The sequence below is a fragment of the Streptomyces sp. NPDC028419 genome (assembly GCF_055565515.1).
This window is the reverse complement of record NZ_JBVHUE010000007.1, coordinates 215,380-237,709: the sequence shown is the minus strand read 5'-3', so window position 1 is coordinate 237,709 and position 22,330 is coordinate 215,380. Positions and strand designations below refer to the sequence as shown.

Genomic DNA, 22,330 nt, shown 5'->3' with positions numbered 1-22,330 from the left:
TCAGCGCCCGGCCGGGGCCGGTTCCGCCGGCTGGGACCGCTCCGCCTGCCGCGCGTAGTCCCGGATCCGCTCGTCGAGGAAGTCGACGCTCTCCCGCCACGGCAGGGCGCGCTCCATCAGGTGGTCCATGACCTCCCGGTAGCGCCGGACGCGGGCGGGCGCCGTCACGTAGTCCGCGCTCTCCAACTGCTCGACGTACACCAGCTCGGCCGGCCCACCGTCGACGAACTGCAGGTGGGTGACGGGGAACCCGGGCGCCGTGCCGACCTGTTCGTGGTCGAAGCGCAGGATCCGGATGTGCGCGTCGGTGGATCCGTCGGAGGCGAAGTTCCTCAGGTGCCGCATCTGGTCGCACATCACCCGGGGTCCGCCGACGGGCCGGTACAGGACGCTCTCGTCCAGGATCATGATGAGTTCGGGGCGGTGCGGGCGGTGCAGCAGCCGCTGGCGCTCCTCGCGGACCCGGACGTGCCGGCTGATCTCCACCGGGTCCGCTTCCGTGGCCTGGCCCACCAGCACTTCGGCGTACTCCTTGGTCTGGAGCAGCCCGGGGACCACGTGGGTCTCGTACGCGCAGATCCGTTTCGCCTGCGCCTCCAACGAGATGAGCCGGCGCAGGAAGTCGGGGGTCAGGTCCTCGTACTTGCGGGCACGGCCCTCCAGCCGTACCTGGCCGAGGAGTTCGTGGATCTCGTCGTACTCGGTCGCGGGCAGGCCGTAGTGGCGCACCAGGTCCCAGACGTCGTTGGTCTTGGGCGGGCTCTCGCCCCGCTCCAGTCTGCTCAGCTTGGACGCGGACCCCCGGATGAGGGCGGCGGCGTCCACGAGGGACATCTTCTGGTCCTCCCGCAATCTCCGCAGCCGTTCGCCCAACAACCGTGATGCGGGACCGCGTTCGGCGGGGGCAACGGCGGGGGACGGACCGGGGGGCAGGGGGGCGGTGGCCCCGCGCCGTGGTCGCGGACGACCGGGCATGCGAGCTCCTTGCTGACTGAAAAGCGCCATCAGCGGCCCAGTCTGGATCTCGCATGCCCGTTTCATCAAGCATTGGCCAGGAATTTACCCTAGGCACTCGCTCCGTGCAGGTGATCGAACTCCCCCGCGCCCGCGCCCGCCACGAACGCCGTCATCTCGTCCTGGGTGAAGACCAGCGCGGGACCGCCCGGGAACCGCGAATTGCGCACCGCGAACCCGCCTCCCGGCAGGGCCGCCACTTCCACGCAGTTCCCGATTCCACTGCTCGCGCTGCTCTTCACCCAGCGCACCGATGTGATGCCGTCCGCCGCCATGCCGTTCTCGAACCCCACGGGCCACCTCTTCCCGATATCCCATACCCGACACTCCCTCCATCCCATATGCAATTGCATGGGGGTGGATTCAGGGACGAGCGTAGTCAGTGGTCCCGGCGAAGTAAGTCCCCCTAACGGGTGTCCCGGCGCCCGGCGCGGTGACCCGGACCCCGTAAAATGTGATGAATGCGCCAGTCGACCGATCCCCCCGCCCGTGATTCCTTCGTCCGCGTGCGGGGCGCCCGGGAACACAATCTGCGCGGGGTCGACGTGGACGTCCCCCGCGATGCCCTGACCGTATTCACCGGGGTCTCCGGATCCGGAAAGAGCTCGCTCGCCTTCGGCACCCTCTACGCCGAGGCGCAGCGCCGGTACTTCGAATCCGTGGCGCCCTACGCCCGTCGGCTCATCCACCAGATCGGCGCGCCGCGGGTGGACTCGGTGACCGGTCTGCCGCCCGCCGTCTCCCTGGAGCAGCGGCGCTCCACGCCGGGCTCCCGTTCCTCCGTCGGGACCGTGACCCTGCTGTCGAACTCCCTGCGGATGCTGTTCTCCAGGGCCGGGACCTATCCGCCGGGCGCGCCCGCGCTGGACTCGGACGCCTTCTCGCCCAACACGGCCGCCGGGGCCTGCCCCTCCTGCCACGGGCTCGGCCGGGTCCACCGCACCAGCGAGGAACTCCTGGTGCCCGATCCCGGCCTGTCGATCCGTCAGGGCGCCGTCGCCGCCTGGCCGGGGGCCTGGCAGGGCAAGAACCTGCGGGACATCCTGGAGGTGCTGGGCCACGACGTGGACCGTCCCTGGCGGGAGCTGCCGGCGCGGGACCGCGAGTGGATCCTGTTCACCGAGGAGCAGCCGGTGGTGACCGTGCACCCGGTGCGGGACGCCGACCGGATCCAACGTCCCTACCAGGGGACGTACATGAGCGCGCGGCACTACGTGATGAAGACCTTCGGCTCCACGAAGAGCGCCACCCTGCGGGCGCGCGCCGAGAAGTTCCTCGCCGATTCCCCCTGCCCCGTCTGCGCGGGCGCCAGGTTGCGCCCCGAGGCGCTCGCCGTGACCTTCGCGGGCCGCACGATCGCGGAGCTCGCGGCGCTGGCGCTGACCGAGCTGGACGCCGTACTGGCCTCCGCTCCCCCGACCGGCGAGGCGGCCCGGGTGCTGGCCGCGGACCTGCGGGCGCGGATCGGCGCGGTGACCGAACTGGGCCTGGGGTACCTGAGCCTGGACCGGACGGCGCCGACCCTGTCGGCGGGCGAACTGCAGCGGCTGCGCCTGGCGACGCAGCTGCGGTCCGGGCTGTTCGGCGTGGTGTACGTCCTGGACGAGCCGTCGGCCGGGCTGCACCCGGCCGACACGGAGGCGCTGCTCGGCGTGCTGGACCGGTTGAAGGAGGCTGGCAACACCGTCTTCGTCGTGGAACACCACTTGGACGTGGTGCGCCACGCGGACTGGCTCGTGGATGTCGGGCCGCGGGCCGGGGAGCACGGCGGCCGGGTGCTGTACAGCGGGCCGCCGCAGGGCCTGGCCGGGGTGCCCGATTCGGCCACGGCGCGGTTCCTGCACCCCGCACCGGGGAGCGCGGGGGCCGGCGGGCGGGCCGAGCGGGTGCCGCGGACGGCGACCGGTGAGGTGCGGCTGTCCGGGGTCACCCGGCACAACCTGCGGGACCTGTCGGCCGCGTTCCCGCTGGGCGTGTTCACGGCGGTCACCGGGGTCTCCGGATCGGGCAAGTCCACGCTGGTGGGCCAGGTGCTGGCCGAGACGGTGCGGGAGCGGATCGCGGCGGCCGGGCCCGGGTTCCCGGTCCGGCGGCTGGTGGAGGTGGACCAGAAGCCGATCGGCCGAACCCCGCGGTCCAACCTGGCGACCTACACCGGCCTGTTCGACGCGGTCCGCGCCCTCTTCACGGCCACCCCCGAGGCCCGGGCGCGCGGCTGGAAGGCCGGCCGGTTCTCCTTCAACGTGGCGGGCGGGCGCTGCGAGACCTGCCAGGGCGAGGGCTTCGTCTCGGTGGAGCTGCTCTTCCTGCCCAGCACCTACGCCCCCTGTCCGCTCTGCGCGGGCGCCCGGTACAACGAGGAGACCCTCCAGGTCCGCCGCGCGGGCCTGAACATCGCCGAGGTGCTGGAGCTGACCGTGGAGGCGGCGGCCGCGTACTTCGCGCAGGTTCCGGCGGCGGACCGCGCGCTGCGCGCGCTCACCGACATCGGCCTGGGCTACCTGCGGCTCGGGCAGCCCGCGACGGAGCTGTCGGGCGGCGAGGCGCAGCGGATCAAACTGGCGACCGAGCTGCAGCGGGTGCGCCGCGACCACACCCTGTACGTGCTGGACGAGCCGACGACCGGACTGCACCCGGCCGATGTGGAGGTGCTGCTGGACCGGCTGCACGGCTTGGTGGACGCCGGGCACTCGGTGGTGGTCGTGGAGCACGACATGACGGTGGTGGCGGGCGCGGACTGGGTGATCGACCTGGGCCCGGGCGGTGGTGGGGACGGTGGCCGGGTGGTGGCGGCCGGCCCGCCGGCCCGGGTGGCGGCCGGGGAGGGGCGCACGGCCGGCTATCTGGCGCGGGCTATGCGTCTCCGGTGAGCAGGTGCTGCGGGAGCTCGCGGAAGCTCCAACGGCCCTGGCGGCGGGCCAGCAGCCAGACGAGGTCGTAGCGGTCGGGCCAGCCCGCCGGGATCCCGAGCACCTGGTCGGCGCCGAGGGCGCTGACCAGCCGCGGGACGCCGGTGTGCTCCCAGCAGACGAGGACGGGGGCCCGGGCGGCGAGCACGGCGCGGGCCAGGTCCGCTTCGCGGCCGACGGCGAGGTCGGCCCGTACCGGTGTGCGCAGCGCCTCGGCCAGCGGGGCGACGGTCTGGCGGGACCGGGCGGCGCCGGCGGCGCCGCCCGCGAAGATCACCGTGGGCCGGGGCAGGAGGGCGCCCGGGGTGGGCGCGAAGAGCTGCGGCAGGGCCTCGGCGCGGCGGCGGCCGCGCACGGCCAGGGATCCGGTGTCGTCGTTGCCCTCGTCGTCCTCGCCGGTGTCGCCCGCGTACGGCTTCTCGGCATGCCGGATCACCATGACCAGGGCGTCCTTGGCGGGCGCCTGCGGGCCCGGTGCGGGGGTGAGCGCTCGCTCCTCGGCGGCGCAGCCGGCCAGGGCCAGCGGGGCGATCGGGGCCAGTGCGGCGAGCACGGTCCGGCGCCGCGGTCCGCTGCGGGCGAGTTCGGGTGCTTCTGCCATGCCGATCACTGTCACCCATGACCGTGCGCGGTCAGGGACGCGGCGCGGTGCGGGCCGCCCAGGTCAGCCGATCGGCGCAGGCTCGGGGGCCCGCTGCCCCTCGTCCGCCGGCACGGGCGCGGACTTCTCGTAGGGGGAGAGGACCGGGAAGTACGCCTCCAGGAAGGCGGTGACCGCCCGGTGCTGTTCGTCCGCCGACAGCTCCGTTCCGCAGTCGTCGGCGAGGCAGAAGGCGTCGGTGCGCCGGTCGTGGACCAGCTCCGGCAGCCGTTCGATCTCCTGCGAGCGATCGGTGGAGACGTAGGCGAGGGTCAGTTCGCCCTCGACGGCCCGGCCCTCGGCGAGCGCGAGGTGCGCCGCCAGGGTGATCGGTGCGAGGTCGGTGGCGCTGCGGAAGGCGGAGCGGCTGGTGGCCTCGAGCCGGCCGGGGAGACGTTCCTCCAGCCGGGCGAAGAAGGAGCGGCGCATCGGGTACGGCGCGTGGGCCAGGATGCGCGGGTAGGTGCGCTGGGCGACCTCCTCGACGGCGCGGCGCGTGGCCCGCTGGGAGGCGGTGAACACGTCGTCGTGGGTCTCCGGCGAGCTGGGCGGGACGGCCCGGGTGTCGTGGAAGACCCGGGGCAGCCCGGAGGGGAGGAAGTAGCTCTGGGGCCGCTGGGGCCGGCCGAGGAAGATGTCGTCGTTGAAGTAGAGGAAGTGCTCGGCGAGACCGGGTATGCGGTGCAGTTGCGTCTCGATGGCGTGCGAGTTGAAGACCGGCAGCACGCCGGGGTCGGCGAAGAGCTCGCGGTGGGAGACGACGGTGACCTGCGGATGGTCGGTGACCAGCCAGTCGGGCACCTGATCGTCGGTGACGAGGAAGATCCGCCGGATCCAGGGGGCGTGGGCCGCGATGGAGCGCAGGCAGTAGCGCAGCTCGCCGCGGTCCCGGTAGCGGTGGTCCGCGTCGTCGACGGCGGGGACGCCCGCGCGGCCGCCGGCCGCGGAACCGTCGTGCGCCGCACCATCGGCGTGCGCGGCGTACTCGGCCTTGGTGCGGTCCCTGCGGCGGCGCCAGACGGGGTCGGCGGCGTCCACCCAGGTGATCACGGCGTCGATCGGGAAGTCGATGTCGTCGGGGAAGCGCCGCGCGAGGGCGTCCACGACGGGGTACTCGCGGTCGCCGACGCGGTGGGTCAGGGTGGCGGCGAGAGAGGGCACCCACCAGCCGAAGGGGGTGTCGCGCAGCGAGGCGATCCCGCCCGAGCCGGACGCCGGAGGATCCCAGAACTCCAGGTCACAGCCGTGGTCGGCGCCGAGGTAGAGGGTCCGCCCGGAGGTCACCACGGGCTGGTGCAGGCGCACGCCCTTGACCTTGTGGTAGGGGTCCTCGTCGTCGGGGGCGGCATCGGGGCGGCGCTCGGCCTCCTTGGCGGCGACGGCCGCGGGGAGCGCCTCGGCCAGGGTCACGCCGAGGGTTCCGCCGTCGCCGAGCAGTTCGGCGTAGACGGGCCGGCCGGTGAAGGCCCGCGCGCAGGCCGCGAGCGTGGAGGTGCGCGCGCCGGGGGCGAGGGCGACCCGGTGCAGCAGGCCGCCGTCGGGGATCAGTCCGTAGTCGATGCCCGCGGTTTCGAGGGCTTCGGCCGCGGCCCGGAGGTTCACCGCGCGCATGTCGGCGGGCAGCAGGTCGTCCCGGACGAGGGCGAGTCGTCCCCGGTAGCGGACGGCGCCCTCGCTCGCGGCGAGGACGGCGAGCAGCTCCTCCTCGCGGTCGGGCGGGCGCGGGGCCGGCGCCGCGCCGTCGAGGCGTTCGCGCTCCGTGCGGCCCGGTTGCTTGGGAACGCGGGCGGACGGGCGCAGGACGCGGACGAGTCGGTGCAGGCCGGTCCAGCGCAGGCGCCTGCGGAAGCCGCTCATGCTCACACCTCGGGGGTCGCGGTCGTGTTTTCCCTCGGCCGTGAACGGCGGTTCCGCCCAGGTCAACATCACAATAAGCCGAGATGGCTGAATGTTGAACAGGACCTTGGACCTTTGGCGTTCCGTACAAGTCAATGCAGGTCACAGGCCCCGCACAGGAATCTCGCACCCGCCCCGTCGACAAGCCTTCGACAAACCGGACTTTCCCGAAACGCCTCCGGAAAAGCCCGGCGCCGAATGTCCGCCCGACCCCGATGAACGGCCCTAATGACCGCCCTTGCGGACGGCCCGGAGCCATTCCTTGTTCATCGCCGCGATCGACGGGAGCGGGATGCCCTTGGGGCAGGCGGTGGCGCACTCGCCGGTCAGGGTACAGCCGCCGAAGCCCTCGCCGTCCATCTGGGCCACCATGTCCAACACCCGGGTCTCCCGCTCCGGGGAGCCCTGCGGCAGCACGTTGAGGTGGTTGACCTTGGCGGCGGTAAAGAGCATCGCCGAACCGTTCGGGCAGGCCGCCACGCAGGCGCCGCAGCCGATGCACTCGGCGTTCTCGAAGGCGTGGTCGGCGACGGGCTTGGGCACCGCCGTGGCGTGCGCCTCGGGCGCGGCTCCCGTCGGCGCGGTGATGTAACCGCCCGCCTGGATGATCCGGTCGAAGGCGCTGCGGTCCACGACCAGGTCGCGGACCACCGGGAAGGCCGCGGCCCGCCAGGGTTCGACGTCGATGGTGTCGCCGTCGGCGAAGGAGCGCATGTGCAGCTGGCAGGTGGTGGTGCGTTCCGGTCCGTGCGCGTCGCCGTTGATGACCAGGCTGCAGGCGCCGCAGATGCCCTCGCGGCAGTCGTGGTCGAAGGCGACCGGGTCCTCGCCGCGCAGGATCAGGTCCTCGTTGAGGGTGTCGAGCATCTCCAGGAAGGACATGTCCGTGGAGATGCCGTCGACCTCGTAGGCCTTCATGGCGCCGGGGGCGTCGGCGTGCTGCTGGCGCCAGACGCGCAGGGTGAGCTTCATGCGTAGCTCCGCTGGGTGGGGTGGACGTACTCGAAGGCGAGCTGTTCCTTGTGCAGGACGGGGGCGCCGGCGGTCCCGGTGAACTCCCAGGCCGCGGCGTAGGAGAACTCCTCGTCGCGGCGCTCGGCCTCGCCGTCCGGGGTCTGGGACTCGACGCGGAAGTGGCCGCCGCAGGACTCGGCGCGGTGCAGGGCGTCGAGGCACATCAGCTCGGCCAACTCCAGGTAGTCGACGACCCGGTTGGCCTTCTCCAGCGTCTGGTTGAACTCCTCGCCGCTGCCCGGGACCTTGATCCGCCGCCAGAACTCCTCCCGGATCTCCGGAAGCCGGTCGAGCGCCTTGCGCAGCCCCTCCTCGGTGCGGGCCATGCCGCAGTACTCCCACATCAGCTCACCGATCTCGCGGTGGAAGGAGTCGGGGGTGCGGTCGCCGTCGACCGCGATGAGCCGCGCGATGCGCGCCTCGGTCTCCCGCACGGCGGCCACGGCCTCGGGGTGGGTGTCGTCGAGGGCCTCGGTACGGGGATGGCGGGCGAGGTAGTCGTTGATCGTGGACGGCAGCACGAAGTAGCCGTCGGCCAGGCCCTGCATGAGGGCGGAGGCACCGAGCCGGTTGGCGCCGTGGTCGGAGAAGTTGGCCTCGCCGATCGCGAAGAGGCCGGGAACGGTCGTGGCCAGGTCGTAGTCGACCCAGAGGCCGCCCATCGTGTAGTGCACGGCGGGGTAGATCCGCATGGGGACCTCGTAGGGGTTCTCCGCGGTGATCCGCTCGTACATCTCGAAGAGGTTGCCGTACTTCTCGGCCACCTTGTCCTTGCCCATGCGACGGATGGCGTCGGCGAAGTCGAGGTAGACGCCCTGACCGCCCGGGCCCACGCCCCGCCCCTCGTCGCAGACGTTCTTCGCGGCGCGGGAGGCGATGTCGCGGGGCACCAGGTTGCCGAAGGAGGGGTAGATCCGCTCCAGGTAGTAGTCGCGCTCCTCCTCGGGGATCCGGGCGGCGGGACGGGTGTCCCCGTGGGCCTTGGGCACCCAGATCCGGCCGTCGTTGCGCAGCGACTCGCTCATCAGGGTCAGCTTGGACTGGTGGTCGCCGGTGCGCGGGATGCACGTCGGGTGGATCTGGGTGAAGCAGGGGTTGGCGAAGTGCGCACCGCGGCGGTGGGCCCGCCAGATCGCGGTCGCGTTGGAGTTCATGGCGTTGGTGGAGAGGTAGAAGACGTTCCCGTAGCCGCCGGTGGCCAGGACGACGGCGTCGGCGAAGTGGGTCGAGATCTTCCCGGTGATCAGGTCGCGGGCCACGATGCCGCGCGCCTTGCCGTCCACCACGACGAGGTCGAGCATCTCCGTGCGCGCGTGCATCTCGACGGTGCCGGCGGCGATCTGCCGGGAGAGCGCCTGGTAGGCGCCGAGCAGCAGTTGCTGGCCGGTCTGACCGCGGGCGTAGAAGGTCCGGGAGACCTGGACCCCGCCGAAGGAGCGGGTGTCGAGGAGGCCGCCGTACTCGCGGGCGAAGGGCACGCCCTGGGCCACGCACTGGTCGATGATCTCCACGGAGATCTGCGCGAGGCGGTGCACGTTGGACTCGCGGGCGCGGAAGTCGCCGCCCTTGACCGTGTCGTAGAAGAGCCGGTGCACGGAGTCGCCGTCGTTGCGGTAGTTCTTTGCCGCGTTGATGCCGCCCTGCGCGGCGATGGAGTGGGCCCGGCGCGGGGAGTCGGAGAAGCAGAACTGGACGACGTGGTAGCCCTGTTCGGCGAGGGTGGCGCCGGCCGCGCCGCCGGCGAGGCCGGTACCGACGACGATGACGGTGTGCTTGCGACGGTTGGCCGGATTGACCAGCTTGGCCTCGAAGCGGCGGCGGTCCCAACGGTCGGCGACCGGACCTCCGGGGGCCTTGGCGTCGGCGATCGGCTCGCCGGTGCGGTAGTCGGTGTAGGTGTTCGCGCTCATGGTCAGCCCACCATTTCGGTCATGACGGCGACGGGGACCGAGACGAATCCCACGAAGAGGGCGAGGGCCAGCAGGTCGGCGAGGGCCTTGAGCGTCCGGTCGCGGCGGGCGTTGCCCGCGCCGAGGGTCTGGGCCGCGCTCCAGAAGCCGTGCCGGACGTGGAGGGCGAGGGCCGTCATCGCGGTGATGTAGATGACGTTGCCGTACCAGGTGGAGAAGGTGGCCACGACGTTCTCGTACGGATGCCCCTCCAGCGCCCGCTCGTTGACCGTCAGGGTGGTCAGGTCGAGGATGTGCCAGACGATGAACAGCCCGAGGATCACCCCGCCCCAGCGCATCGTGCGGGTGGCGTAGCTGGCGCGCCGCCGCTTGTGGGCGTACTTGACGGGGCGCGCCTTGATGTCGCGGCGGCTCAGCTGGTAGGCGGAGACGGCGTGCGCGACGACGGCGGCGACCAGGGCGATCCTCGCGATCCACAGCCCCCAGTGGCTGTGCAGGACCGGCGCGCCCATGTGGCGCAGCCAGGCCGCGTAGCCGTTGAACTCCGCGGCCCCGAAGAAGATCTTCAGGTTGCCGAACATGTGGACCACGAGGTATCCGAGCATGATCAACCCGGACACCGCCATGACGGTCTTCTTGCCGACGGTGGAGTCCCAGAGCGTGCGCGTGGTGGACGGCCGTCGGCCCGTCCGCGTTGCCAGAGCCATGGGTCCAGACGTTAGGGACCAAGGATCCCAAAGGTCCAAGACATGATGAGGCTCATCTTGATAGGTCATGACTATGAGCTGGTCTAAGCTGGGACGATGCAATTCCAGCAACTCGTGTACTTCGTGGCCGTCGCCGAGACCAAGCACTTCACCCGGGCGGCGGAGCGGGTGCACGTCGCCCAGCCGTCGCTCTCCCAGCAGATCAAGGCGCTGGAGCGGGAGCTGGGCGCCGAGCTCTTCAGCCGGGCACGGGGGAACATCACGCTGACGGACGCGGGCGAGACCCTGCTGCCGCTGGCGCGGCGGATCCTGGCCGACGCGGACACGGCCCGCCTGGAAGTGCAGGAACTGGCGCAGCTGCGGCGCGGGCGGGTGCGGCTGGGGGCCACGCCGAGCGTGTGCACGGGCCTGCTGCCGGACGTCCTGCGCGCCTTCCACACCGCGCACCCGGGGATCGAGCTGATGATCGAGGAGAGCGGGTCGCTGGACCTGGTGCGCGAGCTGGCGCGGGGGGCCCTGGATCTGGCTCTGGTCACGCTGCCGTTGCCGCCGTCGGCGCCGGCGCTCACGACCGTGGAGCTGCTGACGGAGGACCTCGTGGTGATCTCCTCGGCGGAACTCCCGCCGCCGGGCGACGGCGGTCCGCTGCACATCCGGGACCTGCGCGAGCAGCCGATGGTGATGTTCCGGCACGGCTACGACCTGCGGGAACTGACGGTGGCCGCGTGCCGGGCCGAGGGCTTCGAGCCGGTGTTCACCGTGGAGGGGGGCGAGATGGACGCGGTCCTCGGTTTCGTGCGGGCCGGGCTGGGGCTGGCCGTGGTCCCGGCGATGGTGGTCGACCACGCGGGGCACGGGCTGCGCACGACCCCCCTGGCCGGTTCGCCCCTGCGTCGCACGATCGCCCTGGCCCACCGCACGGACGTGGCCCCGCCGCGCGCGGCCCGGGAGTTGAAGCGGATCCTGGTGGGCTGAACGAGGGACGGGAAGTGGGCTAGAAAGGTCCGTATGGAACTGACCCAGATACGCCTCTTGGTTTCCGACTTCCCCGCCGTCTACCGCTTCTACCGGGACGTGCTCGGGCTCACGCCGCAGTTCGACGCCGAGAACGGCCCGTACGCCAAGCTCAGCCCCGACACCGGACACGCCGCGATCGCGCTGCAGGACCGCGCGCAGATGGCCGACGTGCTGGGGCGGTTGGGGGCGGAGCCGCAGGGATACCGCGCGCTGGTGGTGTTGCGGGTGGACGACCTGGACGCCGCCCACGCCGAACTCGGCGCACGGGGCGCGCAGTTCACCCGGGCGCCGGGCCCGATGGGCGACCGGATGCGGGTCGCCTACCTGGAGGACCCGGAAGGGAATCTGATCGAGCTCCAGGAGTGGCTGGCGCTGCGCGAGCAAGCGGGCAACGCCTAGGAGCTTTGGCTCAGCAGGCATCGCCGCAGCCGGCTGAGCAGCGGAAATCGGGCTGCCGAGGGCTGGACGACACCCGTACTGTCCCCCCATGAGTGCTCCTTCCTATCCGCCCAAGCCCGTACCGGGCGACCGCATCGCGGTCATCTCCCCTTCCTCCGGGCTGCCGGGGATCCTTCCGCTTCCCTACGAGTTGGGGCTGGCGCGACTCCGGGAGGAGTTCGCGCTGGAGCCGGTGGAGTATCCGGCGACCCGGAAGATGGGATCCACTCCCCGGGAACGCGCCGACGACATCCACGCCGCGTTCGCCGACCCGACGGTCAAGGCGGTGATGGCGAGCATCGGCGGCGACGACCAGCTCACCGTCCTGCCGCTGCTGGACCGGGAGCTGATCCGCTCGCACCCGAAGCCGTTCTTCGGCTTCAGCGACAACACCTGCCTCCTGTTGTTCCTGCGGAACCTGGGCATCGTGGCCTACCACGGCGCCTGCGTGATGACCGAGCTCGGGCGGCCGTACGCGCTCCACCCGATGACCGCCGCTTCGATCCGCGCCGCCCTCTTCTCCTCGGGCCCCTACGAGATCCGGCCCGCCGAACGCTTCCGGGACACCGACCGGGACTGGGCCGATCCCGCCACCTTCGACTCCGCGCCCGACGCGCGGGACGGGGCTGGGTGGATCTGGCACCGCCCCGACCGGGTGGCCGAGGGGCGCGCGTGGGGCGGCAACCTGGAGGTCCTCTCCTGGCTCCTGATGGCCGACCGGGAGGTCGCGACCGCGCAGGACGCGGCCGAGGGCGGGGTGCTGTTCCTGGAGACGTCCGAGGAGATGCCTCCGGCGCAGGAGGTGTTCCGGATGCTGCGCGGCTTGGGCGAGCGGGGGCTGCTCGCCCGCTTCTCCGCGCTGATGATGGGGCGCCCGAAGGCGTGGTCCCTCGACCGGCCGAACGACCCCGAGGACAGGCTCCGTTACGCCGAGGAGCAGCGGGAGGCCGTGCTGCGGGCGCTGGGGACCTACGCCCCGGACATGATGGCCGTCTTCGACGTGGACCTGGGGCACACGGATCCGCAGGTGGTGATCCCCTACGGCGGCCTCGTCCGGATCGACGGCCCCGAGCGGCGGATCACCGTGACCTACTGACCCGACGGCCTCCCGCCCCGACGACCCGTTCAGCCGCTGCCCTACTGGCCGGCTCCGGGCGTGGCGGATATCGGGGCCGGGTCCACGGTCGGGGCGGCGGGTGATGTGGGCCGGACCCGGGCGGGCAGGGTCCGGTTCAGCCCCTCCCCCAGCATGGCGAAGGCCGTGTCGGCATCGGCCACAGCGGCCGCGTGCGCCTCGGCGGCACTCTGCCCGGCGTCCATGCGGAGCCAGTTGGCCCGCCCCAGCTCATGGCGGGCGGTCACCAGGTACAGGGCGGCGAGCCGGGCCGGCAGCAGCTGGGCCTTCGCCCCGGACCCCGCCGCTTCGGGGTCCGCCTCAACCTCCGCTTCCGCTTCCGCTTCCAGCACCGCGGCGAGCAGGTCCACCTCGCGCTCGGTGTAGTGGGCCAGGCGCGACTTCAGGCTGGCGGTCGAGTAGAGCAGCCGCTGGAAGACGACCACATTCGGGTGGTCGCAGAGGCCGGTGATCGGGTCGTGGGCGGCGAGGGCGGCGATGAAGTGGTCGTGCAGGGCTTCGACCGGCGTCTGCCCGGCCGGTCGCTCCCGCACGACGCGCGCCGCTTCGTCCTGGTGGTCGGCGAAGCGGTCCAGCAGCAGGTCCTCCTTGCTCGGGTAGTACCGGAAGAGGGTGGGCTTGGAGACCTCGGCGGCGGCCGCGACGTCCGCGACCGACACCGCGTCGAAGCCGTGCTCCAGGAAGAGCTCCAGCGCGGTCGCGGCGAGCTGCTGCCGCGTGCGCTGCTTCTTCGCCTCGCGCAGCCCGTTCGTTGGGGGGGCACTCGTGTTGTCCATGCCACCAAGCTAGCACAGATTTCACAACCTGGTTACTTTTGTGACTCGGTTGCTTTTTCTCCGTGGAGGCGCTTCACTGGGACCACGACGACGACAGCGACCGCCCCGGCGGCGCCAATGCCGCTACGGAGCAAAGGACTTCTGATGAACGACGCACTGACCGACGTACTGATCGTGGGTTCCGGGCCGACCGGCCTCACCCTGGCCTGTGACCTGGTACGCCGCGGGGGCCGGGTCCGGGTGATCGACCAGCGCTCCGCACCCCACCGCGAATCCCGGGGCAAGGTGCTCCACCTCACCAGCCTGGAGGTCTTCGAGACGCTCGGGGTGGCCGAGCGGACGACCTCGACGGGCAGCGCCGGCCTGACCTTCCGCAAGTACTTCGACGGGGAGTACATCAACGACACGCCCCTCGCCGCCACCGCCCTCTTCATGGGCCAGTGGCAGATCGAGGAGATCCTGCGCGACCGACTGGCCGAGCTCGGCGTCGCCGTCGAGTACGACGCCGAGGTGAAGGCCGTGGACCAGGACGCCACCGGGGTGCGGGTCACCCTCGCCGACGGGCGGACCCTGCGGGCCGCCTACCTCGCCGGCTGCGACGGGGGCCGCAGCACCGTCCGGCGACAGCTCGGCATCGCCTTCGAGGGGCGCACCTCCGACGAGGAGGCGATGGTCGTCGGGGACGTGACGGCGGAGGGGCTGAGCCGTGAGTACTGGCACCAGTGGTTCACCTCCGACGGCGGCGCCATGATGCTCTGCCCGATACCGGGAACCGAGACGTTCCAGCTCCAGGCGTCACCGGAGACGGACGAGGGGGGACAGCGCCTGGCCCCCTCTTTGGAAGGCTTCCAGCGGCTGTTCGACCAGCACGCACGGATGCCCGGGATCCGGCTCACCGAGGCGACCTGGCTCTCGACCTGGCGGGTCAATGTGCGGATGGCCGAGCGGATGCGGCAGGGGCGTTGCTTCCTGCCAGGAGACGCGGCCCATGTGCACCCGATCGCGGGCGGGCTGGGCATGAACACCGGCATCCAGGACGCGGCCGCCCTCGGGCGGATCCTGGCCGAGGCGCTGGCGGGGTCCGATGAGGAGCGGATACTGGAGGCCTACGAAGCCGAACGGATGCCGGCCGCCGCCCACTTGCTGGCCGACACCTCCGCCCGCCACGACCGCGTCCGCGAGGCGGTCCGCGAGCCCGGCCGGGGCATCGAAGCCGCCCTCAACTGAACCCCGGACGCCGTGTACACCGAGTACGCCCTGAACGCCACGCCCGGCCTCGCCTCAGGAGTCGGGCGGGGGCGGCGAGGTCAGGGAGTGGGTACGGCGTCGCAGAGGGACAGGGTGTGGATCCGGTCCGGGGCCCCGGGCCGGGCGTAGTACCACCCCTGGGCCGTGTCACAGCCCAGCGCGCGGAGCTGGGCGGCCTGGGCGCCGGTCTCGACGCCCTCCACGGTCACGGCGAGTTCGAGGCTGTGGGCCAGGGCGACGATCCCCTCCACGATCTTCACGTCGACCGGGTTCGCCGGTTCCTGCTGCATGCCCTGCGTGAAGGAGCGGTCCAGCTTCAGGACGCTCACCGGGAGGCGGCGCAGGTTCGCCAGGTTCGAGTAGCCGGTGCCGAAGTCGTCGAGCGCGATGTCGACGCCGAGGGCGGCGAGTCGTCGCAGCGGTTCGAGGAGTTCGTCGTCGGCCCCGATCAGGGCCGATTCGGTGACCTCCAGGCACAGCGCCCCCGGCGCCAGCCCGGAGTTCTCCAGCACCGCGACCGTGTCGGCGACCAGACCCGGGTGGTGGAGCTGGGTCGGCGAGAGGTTCACGTTGATCCGCAGGGCCGAGTCACCGTACTCGCGCTGCCACTTGCGGGCCTGGCGGACCGCCTCCTCCAGCACCCAGCGCCCGAGCGGCACGATCAGGCCGGTCCGTTCGGCGAGCGGGATGAAGCGGTCGGGGCCGAGCACCCCGTACTGCGGGTGCGACCAGCGCACCAAGGCCTCGGCGCCGTGCACGCTGCCGTCGTGCATGTGCACCAGCGGCTGGTACTCGATGAAGAACTCACCGCGTTCCAGGGCAGCGGGGAGCGCGTTGGTCAGACCGTGCCGGGTGATCGCCCGGGCGTCGGCCTCCTCGTCGGCGAACTCGAAGCGGTTGCCGCCGGCCGCCTTCGCCCGGTACATCGTGATGTCGGCGCTGCGCAGCACCTCGGCGGCGGTCCGCGAGCCCGCCGGGCCCTCGACGATGCCGATGCTGCCCCGGACCGTCAGCTCGCGGCCCTCCAGCCGGATCGGGGTGGCGAGGGCGGAGAGGATCCGCATCGCCAGGTCCGTCACCTTCTCCTCGGTCTCGGGCCCGGTGGTCAGCGCCACGAACTCGTCGCCGCCCAGCCGGGCCACGACCTCGCCGGGGCCGGTGGCGCAGCTCTGCAGCCGGTCCGCGACCTCCACCAGCAGCCGGTCGCCCGCCGAGTGGCCGAGGCTGTCGTTGACGGTCTTGAAGCCGTCCAGGTCGAGGTAGCACAGCCCGAAGCGGCTGCCGCCGGCCCCGCTCAGGGCCTTCTCCAGCCGTTCGAAGAACAGGGTCCGGTTGGGCAGGCCGGTCAGCGCGTCGTGGGTGGCCTCGTAGCGCAGCCGCAGGTTCAGCAGCCGCCGCTCGGTGGTGTCCTCCATCAGGGCCAGCTGGTACTGCGGGGTGCCCTCGGCGTCGCGCAGCAGGGACACCGTCAGGTTGGTCCACAGCACGGTCCCGTCGTGCCGGTAGTACGGCTTCTCCACGCGGTAGTGCTCGCGCTCGCCGCGCACGAGTTCCCCGTACATCCGCCACACGTGCGGGGTGTCGTCGGGGTGGCTCCACTCGTTGACGTTGCGGCTCCGGACGTGTCCTTCGAGGCCGCCGAACATCTGGAGCAGGGTGTCGTTGACCTCGATGACGTTGCCCTGGAGGTCGGCGATGCCGATGCCGATGGCAGCGCCCTCGAAGACCGCGCGGAAGCGCGCCTCGCTGGCGTGCAGGGCCTGCTGGGCATCGATCCGGGCGGTCAGCGCGGAACGGGCGATGGCCTCCTGCTCCCTGAGCGTGCGCTCGCGCAGCTCGCGGGCGAAGCCCGCCGCGATCCCGTGCTGGAGGCGGGCGCACCGGGCCCGGTACTCCTCGGCCTCGTCCGCCCCGCCGCCGCCCGGGCCGCAGTACAGGACGAGATAGGCCTCGACCACGCCGAGGGTGCCCGAGAGGGCCTCCGGGTCGGTGCAGTGCACGGCCACGAGTTCCGTGCCGACCCGCTGACCGACGGACGCGTCGAAGGGACGGGCGTGCAGGGCCTCGGCCAGGGTGCGCGCGAGGGGCACGAGGTGGCGTTCGAACTCCACCCGGGTCAGCGAGGTGGCGGTCACCGGGAAGATGGCCCGGCTCCAGATCGTCGCGAACCGTCCGATCCGGTCGTCCGGGTCGGCGGGCAGCCCGGCCACCACAGGGGCCGCCGGTGCCGCCGGTGCCGCCGGGGCCGTGCCGGTGCGGGCCGTGCCCACAGGGGCCGTGCCGGTGCGTGCCGTGCCCGCCGGGGCCGTGCGTGCGGTCGTCGGTACGGCGCCGGGCGCGGGGACGCCCTTCGCGGTCTTTCCGGTGCCCATCGCGCCCGCTTCCCCCGCCGTCTGTGCCGGGAGTCTCACGCCTTGCGTCCCACGCCCGCGAAGCCCGAGAAGGCGTACGGGTCTTCCTGCCCCTCGCCGTCCTGGGGGCCCTCCGGCCGCCACTCGGGCATCGAGACGAGCCCCGGTTCCACCCACTCGAACCCGTCGAAGAACCGGCCGATCTCCGCGCCGCCGCGCATGACCAGCGGGTTGCGGATGTCCCGGTACACGCCGACGGCGCCGCCCGCGACCTCCTCCGCGAGCGGTACGCCCTCGTACGAGGCGTGCGTGAGGACCAGCAGGCTGCCGGGGGCCAGCGCGTCGCGCAGCTCGGCCACGGCGGCGTACGGCTCGTCGGCGTCCTCCAGGAAGTGCAGGACCGCGACCAGCAGCAGCGCCACCGGCCGGTCCAGGTCGAGCAGCCGGGTCACCTCGGGGCTCGCCAGGATGTCCGCCGGCTTGCGCAGATCGGCGGCGGCGATGCCGGTACCTTCGGTGCCGGCCAGGACCGCCTGGCTGTGCGCGACGGCCACCGGGTCGTGGTCGACGTACACCACGCGGGCCTCGGGGCTCGCGGCCCGGGCGATCTCGTGGACGTTGCCGAAGGTGGGGATGCCGGACCCGATGTCCAGGAACTGGGTGACGCCCTGGTCGACCGCGTAGCGGACGGCGCGGCGCATGAATGCCCGGTTCGCCTGCATGATCTTGGGAAGGCCCGGGATGAATTCCATGGCCCGGCGCGCCGCTTGGCGGTCGACCTCGAAATTGTGGGAGCCGCCCAGGTAGTAATCGTAGATCCGGGACACGCTCGGCACCGATATGTCGATGCCCGGCGGGGCCCAGGCGGGTCGCTCCATCGGGGTCTCCAAGTGTAGTCCATCGGTGTCCGCGGTCTCGGACAGCTGTCCGAGCCGAATGTACTGATCATTGCCCAACCGAGCGAGCAAAAGCGGAAATTGGCGGTCCGTTCTTCGTCACACACCAAACACACCAGGAGCCCCGTCCGCCCACATTGATCGAAACCGACAAATACCTTTTGGGAATTGACCGACACCTGATCGGACACCGTCGACCGCTGGCTCAAACCTCTACGGTCCCCACATCGCCCGATCGGGGGAACCGGAGCGGGTGCGGGAGCGCGGGAGGGCCTGCGGCCCCATGCTCCCCGGGTGAACCGACCCTGTGCCAGGCGCCTGCTGACGGTCCCGGTCCTCGTGTGGGCGGCACTGTCCGTCACACCCGCCGTGGCCGATAGCCGCGCCTCCACGATGCCCGGCCCGGACGGCGACCGAGCCGTCGTCGAGCTGGTCACGGCAGCCCGGAGCGAGAGCTTCCGCGGTGGTGGCGGGGGTTCCCGGGGTGGCGGACATCACGACGACGACCACGGGGGACGGCACTGCGGAGGCCATCACGGGGGGCACCACTGCACCCCGCCGCCCCCGCCGTGCCCGCCGCCCCCGCCCCCGCCCCCGCCACCGCCCTGCCCGAAGCCCACGCCCACCCCGACACCGACCCCCACCCCGACCCCCACTCCGACGCCTCCCACGCCCACGCCCACGCCCACCCCGAAGCCCACGCCACCGGCGCCCCCGAAGCCGCCCCCGCCCCCTCCCGCACCGCCGCCCGCGCCCCCGAAGCCGGCGCCTCCCGCGCCCCGGGCGTACCGGGCTCCGGCGCCGCCGCCACCGCCCGCGCCGACACCGCCGCCGGCTCCCGTGGTGGCGCCTCCCGCGAAGAAGCCGGTGCCCAGGCCGGCTTACCGCACGCAGGCCCGTAAACCGGCGGAGCACCACATCTCGCCGGTGACCTTCACCTTGCTCACGGCGGCCCCCGCCGTGCTCGCCATCGTCGCGCTGCGCCCGCGCTGACCCCGACCCGATTCGTTTCTCGTGGGAGTTCCCTTGTCGGAATGGCTCGTCCTGTCCCTCGCGATGGCCGCGGCCTGCGCCGTCGTCTTAACCATCGCCTTCTTCAACCACCGCCGGATCGGCGAGGACGACGATCCGAACGAGACCCCGGACGTCATCGAGTACATGACGATGATGATCGGGGTCATCTATGCGATCGTGCTCGGTCTGGCGATCGCCGGCGTCTGGGAGGGTCGCGGGGCCGCCCAGGAGTACGTGCGCCAGGAGTCCCAGGCACTCCACGAGGTCAGCATCCGCTCGGAGGTCTATCCGGCGGCGGTGCGCACCCGGATCCGCGCCGACGTCGACGCCTACGTGACGTACGTGGTCACGCGGGAGTGGAAGGACATGGCCGACGACGGGAACGTCTCGGACCAGGGCACCAAGCTGCTCGACCGGATCCGCCGGGACGTCACCGACTACGAACCGCAGACCGACCACGAGGGCCAGGCCTACCAGCCCCTGGTCGACCAGGTGGGGATCGCGGACGACGCCCGCAGCGCGCGACTGCAGAGCGCCGGGGCCACCATGCCGGGGGTGGTCTGGTTCGGCCTGGTGGCGGGCGCGCTGGTGACGGTGGGTCTGATCTTCACCCTGCAGATCCGGCGCTCCTTCCGGGAATTGCTGCTCGCCGGACTCTTCAGCGCACTGATCGCCTTCCTGCTCTTCCTCATCTGGGACTTCGACGCGCCGTTCAGCCGGGGGGTCTCGGCCACCGCCGAGCCGTTCTTCCAGCAGTTCCCGCACCTGGGGCTGGACGGCGACTGACACCGGGCCGGCAAACCGGGGGCGGCCCGTCCGTCCCCGGTTCGGCCTACCGCAATGCCCCATTCGCCCGTTCCTGATCGCGGGTCACCGCAGGCGCGCCTAGCGTGGCGGACATCGAGGCGCACGTCCCCCCACGTGCGGAAACCATTCCGCAGCTGCTCCTCGGGGATCCGGAGAAGAACCATGGGCGCGATACGTACCTCAGCCACCGCTCTCCTCACCGCCGGGGCCGCGGGCACCGTCCTCGCGCTCGGCGCCACGTGCGCCGTCGCGGCGGAGGCCCAGCCCATCACCTCGTTCGGGTTCGCCGTCTCCCCTTCGACGGTCGCACCCGGCGGGGTGGTCGTGCTCTCCCTGACCGGTTGCACGGCGGCGAGCGCCACCGTCTCCTCGGGCGTCTTCGACACCGTCAGCGTACCGAAGGGCAAGACGGTGCGGGTCACGGTGGACCGGGACGCCCGGCGCGGGGCCCGCTACTCCGTCAACTTCACCTGCGCCAACGAGACCGGGTCCACCGATCTCACCATCGCGGGCGGTACGACCACCCCCACCACCAGGTCCACGGCCGCGGCCCGCGGCGTGCGCGGCGGTCTCGGCGGCAGCGTGGCCGGGATGGACGTCGGCGAACTCGCCGTGGGCGCCGGACTCCTCCTGGTCGCGGCCGCGGGCACCGGATACGCGATCAGGCGCCGGGCGGACTCCCGCGGGCACTGAGCCGACCGCCACCGCGTCGACCGCCCGCATCGACCGCCGTTCGCCCCGAGTCCCGGCCGGGACTCGGGGCGAACGGCGGTTCACGGGCTGATGGGAACGACCGGGGAGGCTGCCGGTCAGACCCGCCCGTGGACCGGGCGGCGGCGGCGCATCACGTGGATGCCCGCGCCGAGGGCCGCCGTGCCCACGAGTCCCGCGCCGATGGCGGTCTCGGTGGCGGACGGGCCGATGGAGCCGCCGAGGCCGCCCTGCGCGCCGCGACCCTCCAGGATCCGGAAGCGGTGGGTGGCGACGAGGCTGTTGTCGTGGCACTTGACGGAGAGCGTCTGGTCGCCGGTGCGGGCGTCGTGCCGGATGTGCACGTTGGCGAAGGCGGGGGACCCGCCCGACAGGTTCGCCTGGTCGAAGTTGCCGGGCGACCAGACCGTGCCTCCGTTGCGGCACCCCTCGGCCTTGACCTCCATCGAGGCGCCCCGGTGCACCGAGTACGGGCTGACCGCGACGTTCCTCGGCCCGCCCCCAGGACCGCCGCCGGGTCCGCCGGCAGGGCCGCCGGCGGGCGCGGCGGCGGGCGCACCGGCGGACGAGGCGGCTGGCTCGTTGCTCGCACTGGCGAACGGAGCGGCGAGTCCGAGGGCGACGAAGGCCGCCGCGGTCACGGTGAGAGCGCGAGAAGCACGCATGGTGGAACCTCCAGCGGGAAGCGCCCCGGAGCGGTGGTCGCCCGGGATCATCGACGAGAACGCCTCCCATGACGAACCCTCCGGCCGGTCCGCAACCAGCGCATTTCCACCTTTGGGCCGCCCGGTTGAGCGACACGCCGAGGCGAGCGCGGCCCATCTGACGGATCCGCAGGTCACGACCCGTCAGTCATTTATGTGACGATTACCTGGATGGGCGCATCCCGTACGGCCCCCCGCCCCGCCCCGGCCGCGGTCCGCCACCCGTTCGCACCTCCCCCCTCGCCGTCGCCGGCACTCGCCCTTAGCGTGCGTGACGTAGGGCGTACGAAGCAGTGCACACGGGGTGGGACGTGAACGCGGGTCGGGACCCCCGCGTCGGGAAGGGAGAACCATGGGCTGGGACGAGACCGTTCCGTCACGAAGACGCTCTCCGTGGGGAGCGCTCGCCCTCGTCATGCTGACCGGCCTCGCCATGGTCCGGAACGGGGCGGAGTTCGAGGAGGGGCCTCCGCAGCCGACCGCGGCCGCGGCCGTCGGGGTGCGCCCGGGGCAGCCGCAGGCGGCGCCGAGCACGCCCGCGATCGGGCAGCAGCCGGATCAGCCGTCGGACCAGGTGCCGCAGCAACTGCCGGACCAGCCGCTGCCGCCGGCGCCGGACCCGCTGGACCACTCCTCGGTGCAGCGGGTCCGGATCCCCGCGATCAAGGTGGACGCGCCGGTGATGACGGTCGGGCTGGACGCGGAGGGCTGGATCGACGCCCCGCCGCCCCAGGATCCGAACCTCGCGGGCTGGTACCTCAACGGCATCTCGCCCGGCCAGCAGGGCTCGGCGGTGATCGTGGGCCACGTGGACAACGCGAAGGGCCCGGCGGTCTTCTACGGGCTGGGCTCGCTCCGCAAGGGCAATCGCGTCGAGGTGCAGCGCTACGACGGGCGCACGGCGGTGTTCGAGGTGTACGGCGTCGAGGTCTTCGACAAGGACGCCTTCCCCGGAGCCCGGGTGTACGGGGACACCGGCCAGCCGGAGCTCCGGGTGATCACGTGTGGCGGCGGATATTCGAAGGCCCGCGGCTACGACGGCAACGTGGTCGTCTTCGCCCGGATGGTGGAGACGCGCTGACCGCACGGCCCCGCGGGGCCGGACCCGCCCGCCGATCGGATCGCGGCCCCACTGATGGAACG

20 protein-coding genes are annotated in these 22,330 nt (G+C 72.4%); 9 read left to right on the top strand and 11 right to left on the bottom strand.

What is annotated here, in order from left to right; translation table 11 throughout:
* Together ACZ4UB_RS11455 and ACZ4UB_RS11450 are read right to left on the bottom strand one after the other, a co-directional pair.
* The gene (locus ACZ4UB_RS11455) at window positions 1–975 is read right to left on the bottom strand and encodes a helix-turn-helix domain-containing protein (RefSeq protein ID WP_468069895.1); all 975 of its coding nucleotides are present in this window, start codon (window positions 973–975) and stop codon (window positions 1–3) included.
* An 89-nt stretch (window positions 976–1,064) separates the two neighbouring features.
* Entirely contained in the window at window positions 1,065–1,307 is a 243-nt protein-coding gene (locus ACZ4UB_RS11450; protein ID WP_468069894.1) for a DUF397 domain-containing protein, read from the bottom strand.
* A 168-nt stretch (window positions 1,308–1,475) separates the two neighbouring features.
* Between ACZ4UB_RS11450 and ACZ4UB_RS11445 the strand changes: the two genes are divergently transcribed.
* Window positions 1,476–3,884 (top strand): excinuclease ABC subunit UvrA, encoded by a 2,409-nt coding sequence (locus tag ACZ4UB_RS11445; protein WP_468069892.1) that lies wholly within the window; start codon window positions 1,476–1,478, stop codon window positions 3,882–3,884.
* Here the strand turns inward: ACZ4UB_RS11445 and ACZ4UB_RS11440 are convergent.
* The 5 genes from ACZ4UB_RS11440 to ACZ4UB_RS11420 all read right to left on the bottom strand — a co-directional run bounded on the left by ACZ4UB_RS11440 (window position 3,868) and on the right by ACZ4UB_RS11420 (window position 10,090).
* Entirely contained in the window at window positions 3,868–4,524 is a 657-nt protein-coding gene (locus ACZ4UB_RS11440) for a hypothetical protein (protein WP_468069891.1), read from the bottom strand. The two genes, ACZ4UB_RS11445 and ACZ4UB_RS11440, sit on opposite strands and share 17 nt — an antisense overlap.
* Window positions 4,525–4,587: 63 nt before the next feature.
* Entirely contained in the window at window positions 4,588–6,420 is a 1,833-nt protein-coding gene (locus ACZ4UB_RS11435; protein ID WP_468069889.1) for a stealth family protein, read from the bottom strand.
* A gap of 264 nt (window positions 6,421–6,684) precedes the next feature.
* Window positions 6,685–7,431, bottom strand: coding sequence for a succinate dehydrogenase/fumarate reductase iron-sulfur subunit (locus ACZ4UB_RS11430; RefSeq protein WP_468069887.1), 747 nt, complete (start codon window positions 7,429–7,431; stop codon window positions 6,685–6,687).
* The gene (locus ACZ4UB_RS11425; protein WP_468069884.1) at window positions 7,428–9,383 is read right to left on the bottom strand and encodes a fumarate reductase/succinate dehydrogenase flavoprotein subunit; all 1,956 of its coding nucleotides are present in this window, start codon (window positions 9,381–9,383) and stop codon (window positions 7,428–7,430) included. The genes ACZ4UB_RS11430 and ACZ4UB_RS11425 overlap by 4 nt, the downstream gene beginning before the upstream one ends.
* Window positions 9,384–9,385: 2 nt before the next feature.
* Entirely contained in the window at window positions 9,386–10,090 is a 705-nt protein-coding gene (locus ACZ4UB_RS11420) for a succinate dehydrogenase (protein WP_468069881.1), read from the bottom strand.
* Between the two features lie 96 nt (window positions 10,091–10,186).
* Between ACZ4UB_RS11420 and ACZ4UB_RS11415 the strand changes: the two genes are divergently transcribed.
* From ACZ4UB_RS11415 to ACZ4UB_RS11405, 3 genes are all read left to right on the top strand, one after another.
* Window positions 10,187–11,065 carry a LysR family transcriptional regulator gene (locus ACZ4UB_RS11415; RefSeq protein WP_468069879.1) on the top strand — a complete coding sequence of 293 codons (879 nt, stop codon included), beginning with the start codon at window positions 10,187–10,189 and terminating at the stop codon, window positions 11,063–11,065.
* Between the two features lie 33 nt (window positions 11,066–11,098).
* Window positions 11,099–11,506: a VOC family protein gene (locus ACZ4UB_RS11410; protein ID WP_468069877.1), complete on the top strand. Its 408-nt coding sequence runs from the start codon at window positions 11,099–11,101 to the stop codon at window positions 11,504–11,506.
* An 88-nt stretch (window positions 11,507–11,594) separates the two neighbouring features.
* Window positions 11,595–12,641, top strand: coding sequence for a S66 family peptidase (locus ACZ4UB_RS11405; protein ID WP_468069874.1), 1,047 nt, complete (start codon window positions 11,595–11,597; stop codon window positions 12,639–12,641).
* A gap of 41 nt (window positions 12,642–12,682) precedes the next feature.
* Here the strand turns inward: ACZ4UB_RS11405 and ACZ4UB_RS11400 are convergent, their stop codons facing one another.
* On the bottom strand, window positions 12,683–13,456 hold the full coding sequence (locus ACZ4UB_RS11400) for a TetR/AcrR family transcriptional regulator (protein WP_468069872.1): 774 nt from the start codon (window positions 13,454–13,456) through the stop codon (window positions 12,683–12,685).
* Between the two features lie 144 nt (window positions 13,457–13,600).
* Here ACZ4UB_RS11400 and ACZ4UB_RS11395 point away from each other — a divergent pair, with 144 nt between their 5' ends.
* Window positions 13,601–14,683, top strand: a complete 1,083-nt coding sequence (locus tag ACZ4UB_RS11395; protein WP_468069871.1) for an FAD-dependent monooxygenase — start codon at window positions 13,601–13,603, stop codon at window positions 14,681–14,683.
* 80 nt (window positions 14,684–14,763) lie between these two features.
* Here ACZ4UB_RS11395 and ACZ4UB_RS11390 read toward each other — a convergent pair whose 3' ends face one another.
* Both ACZ4UB_RS11390 and ACZ4UB_RS11385 read right to left on the bottom strand, forming a co-directional pair.
* The gene (locus tag ACZ4UB_RS11390) at window positions 14,764–17,115 is read right to left on the bottom strand and encodes a putative bifunctional diguanylate cyclase/phosphodiesterase (protein WP_468069870.1); all 2,352 of its coding nucleotides are present in this window, start codon (window positions 17,113–17,115) and stop codon (window positions 14,764–14,766) included.
* Entirely contained in the window at window positions 17,112–17,933 is an 822-nt protein-coding gene (locus ACZ4UB_RS11385; RefSeq protein WP_468069868.1) for an SAM-dependent methyltransferase, read from the bottom strand. The genes ACZ4UB_RS11390 and ACZ4UB_RS11385 overlap by 4 nt, the downstream gene beginning before the upstream one ends.
* A gap of 587 nt (window positions 17,934–18,520) precedes the next feature.
* On the opposite strand from ACZ4UB_RS11385, the gene ACZ4UB_RS11380 reads away from it, so the two are divergent.
* The 3 genes from ACZ4UB_RS11380 (at window position 18,521) to ACZ4UB_RS11370 (ending at window position 20,465) form a co-directional block, all read left to right on the top strand.
* A complete protein-coding gene (locus ACZ4UB_RS11380; RefSeq protein WP_468069866.1) occupies window positions 18,521–18,853 on the top strand; it encodes a hypothetical protein in 333 nt (110 codons plus the stop codon).
* A gap of 124 nt (window positions 18,854–18,977) precedes the next feature.
* On the top strand, window positions 18,978–19,751 hold the full coding sequence (locus ACZ4UB_RS11375; protein WP_468069865.1) for a bestrophin-like domain: 774 nt from the start codon (window positions 18,978–18,980) through the stop codon (window positions 19,749–19,751).
* Window positions 19,752–19,934: 183 nt separating this feature from the next.
* Entirely contained in the window at window positions 19,935–20,465 is a 531-nt protein-coding gene (locus ACZ4UB_RS11370) for a hypothetical protein (RefSeq protein WP_468069864.1), read from the top strand.
* A gap of 116 nt (window positions 20,466–20,581) precedes the next feature.
* Here the strand turns inward: ACZ4UB_RS11370 and ACZ4UB_RS11365 are convergent, their stop codons facing one another.
* Window positions 20,582–21,148, bottom strand: coding sequence for a hypothetical protein (locus ACZ4UB_RS11365; RefSeq protein WP_468069863.1), 567 nt, complete (start codon window positions 21,146–21,148; stop codon window positions 20,582–20,584).
* 391 nt (window positions 21,149–21,539) lie between these two features.
* Here ACZ4UB_RS11365 and ACZ4UB_RS11360 point away from each other — a divergent pair, with 391 nt between their 5' ends.
* Complete coding sequence (locus tag ACZ4UB_RS11360) at window positions 21,540–22,268, top strand: class F sortase (protein WP_468069862.1); 729 nt, start codon at window positions 21,540–21,542, stop codon at window positions 22,266–22,268.
* The last annotated feature ends 62 nt before the right edge of the window (window positions 22,269–22,330 follow it).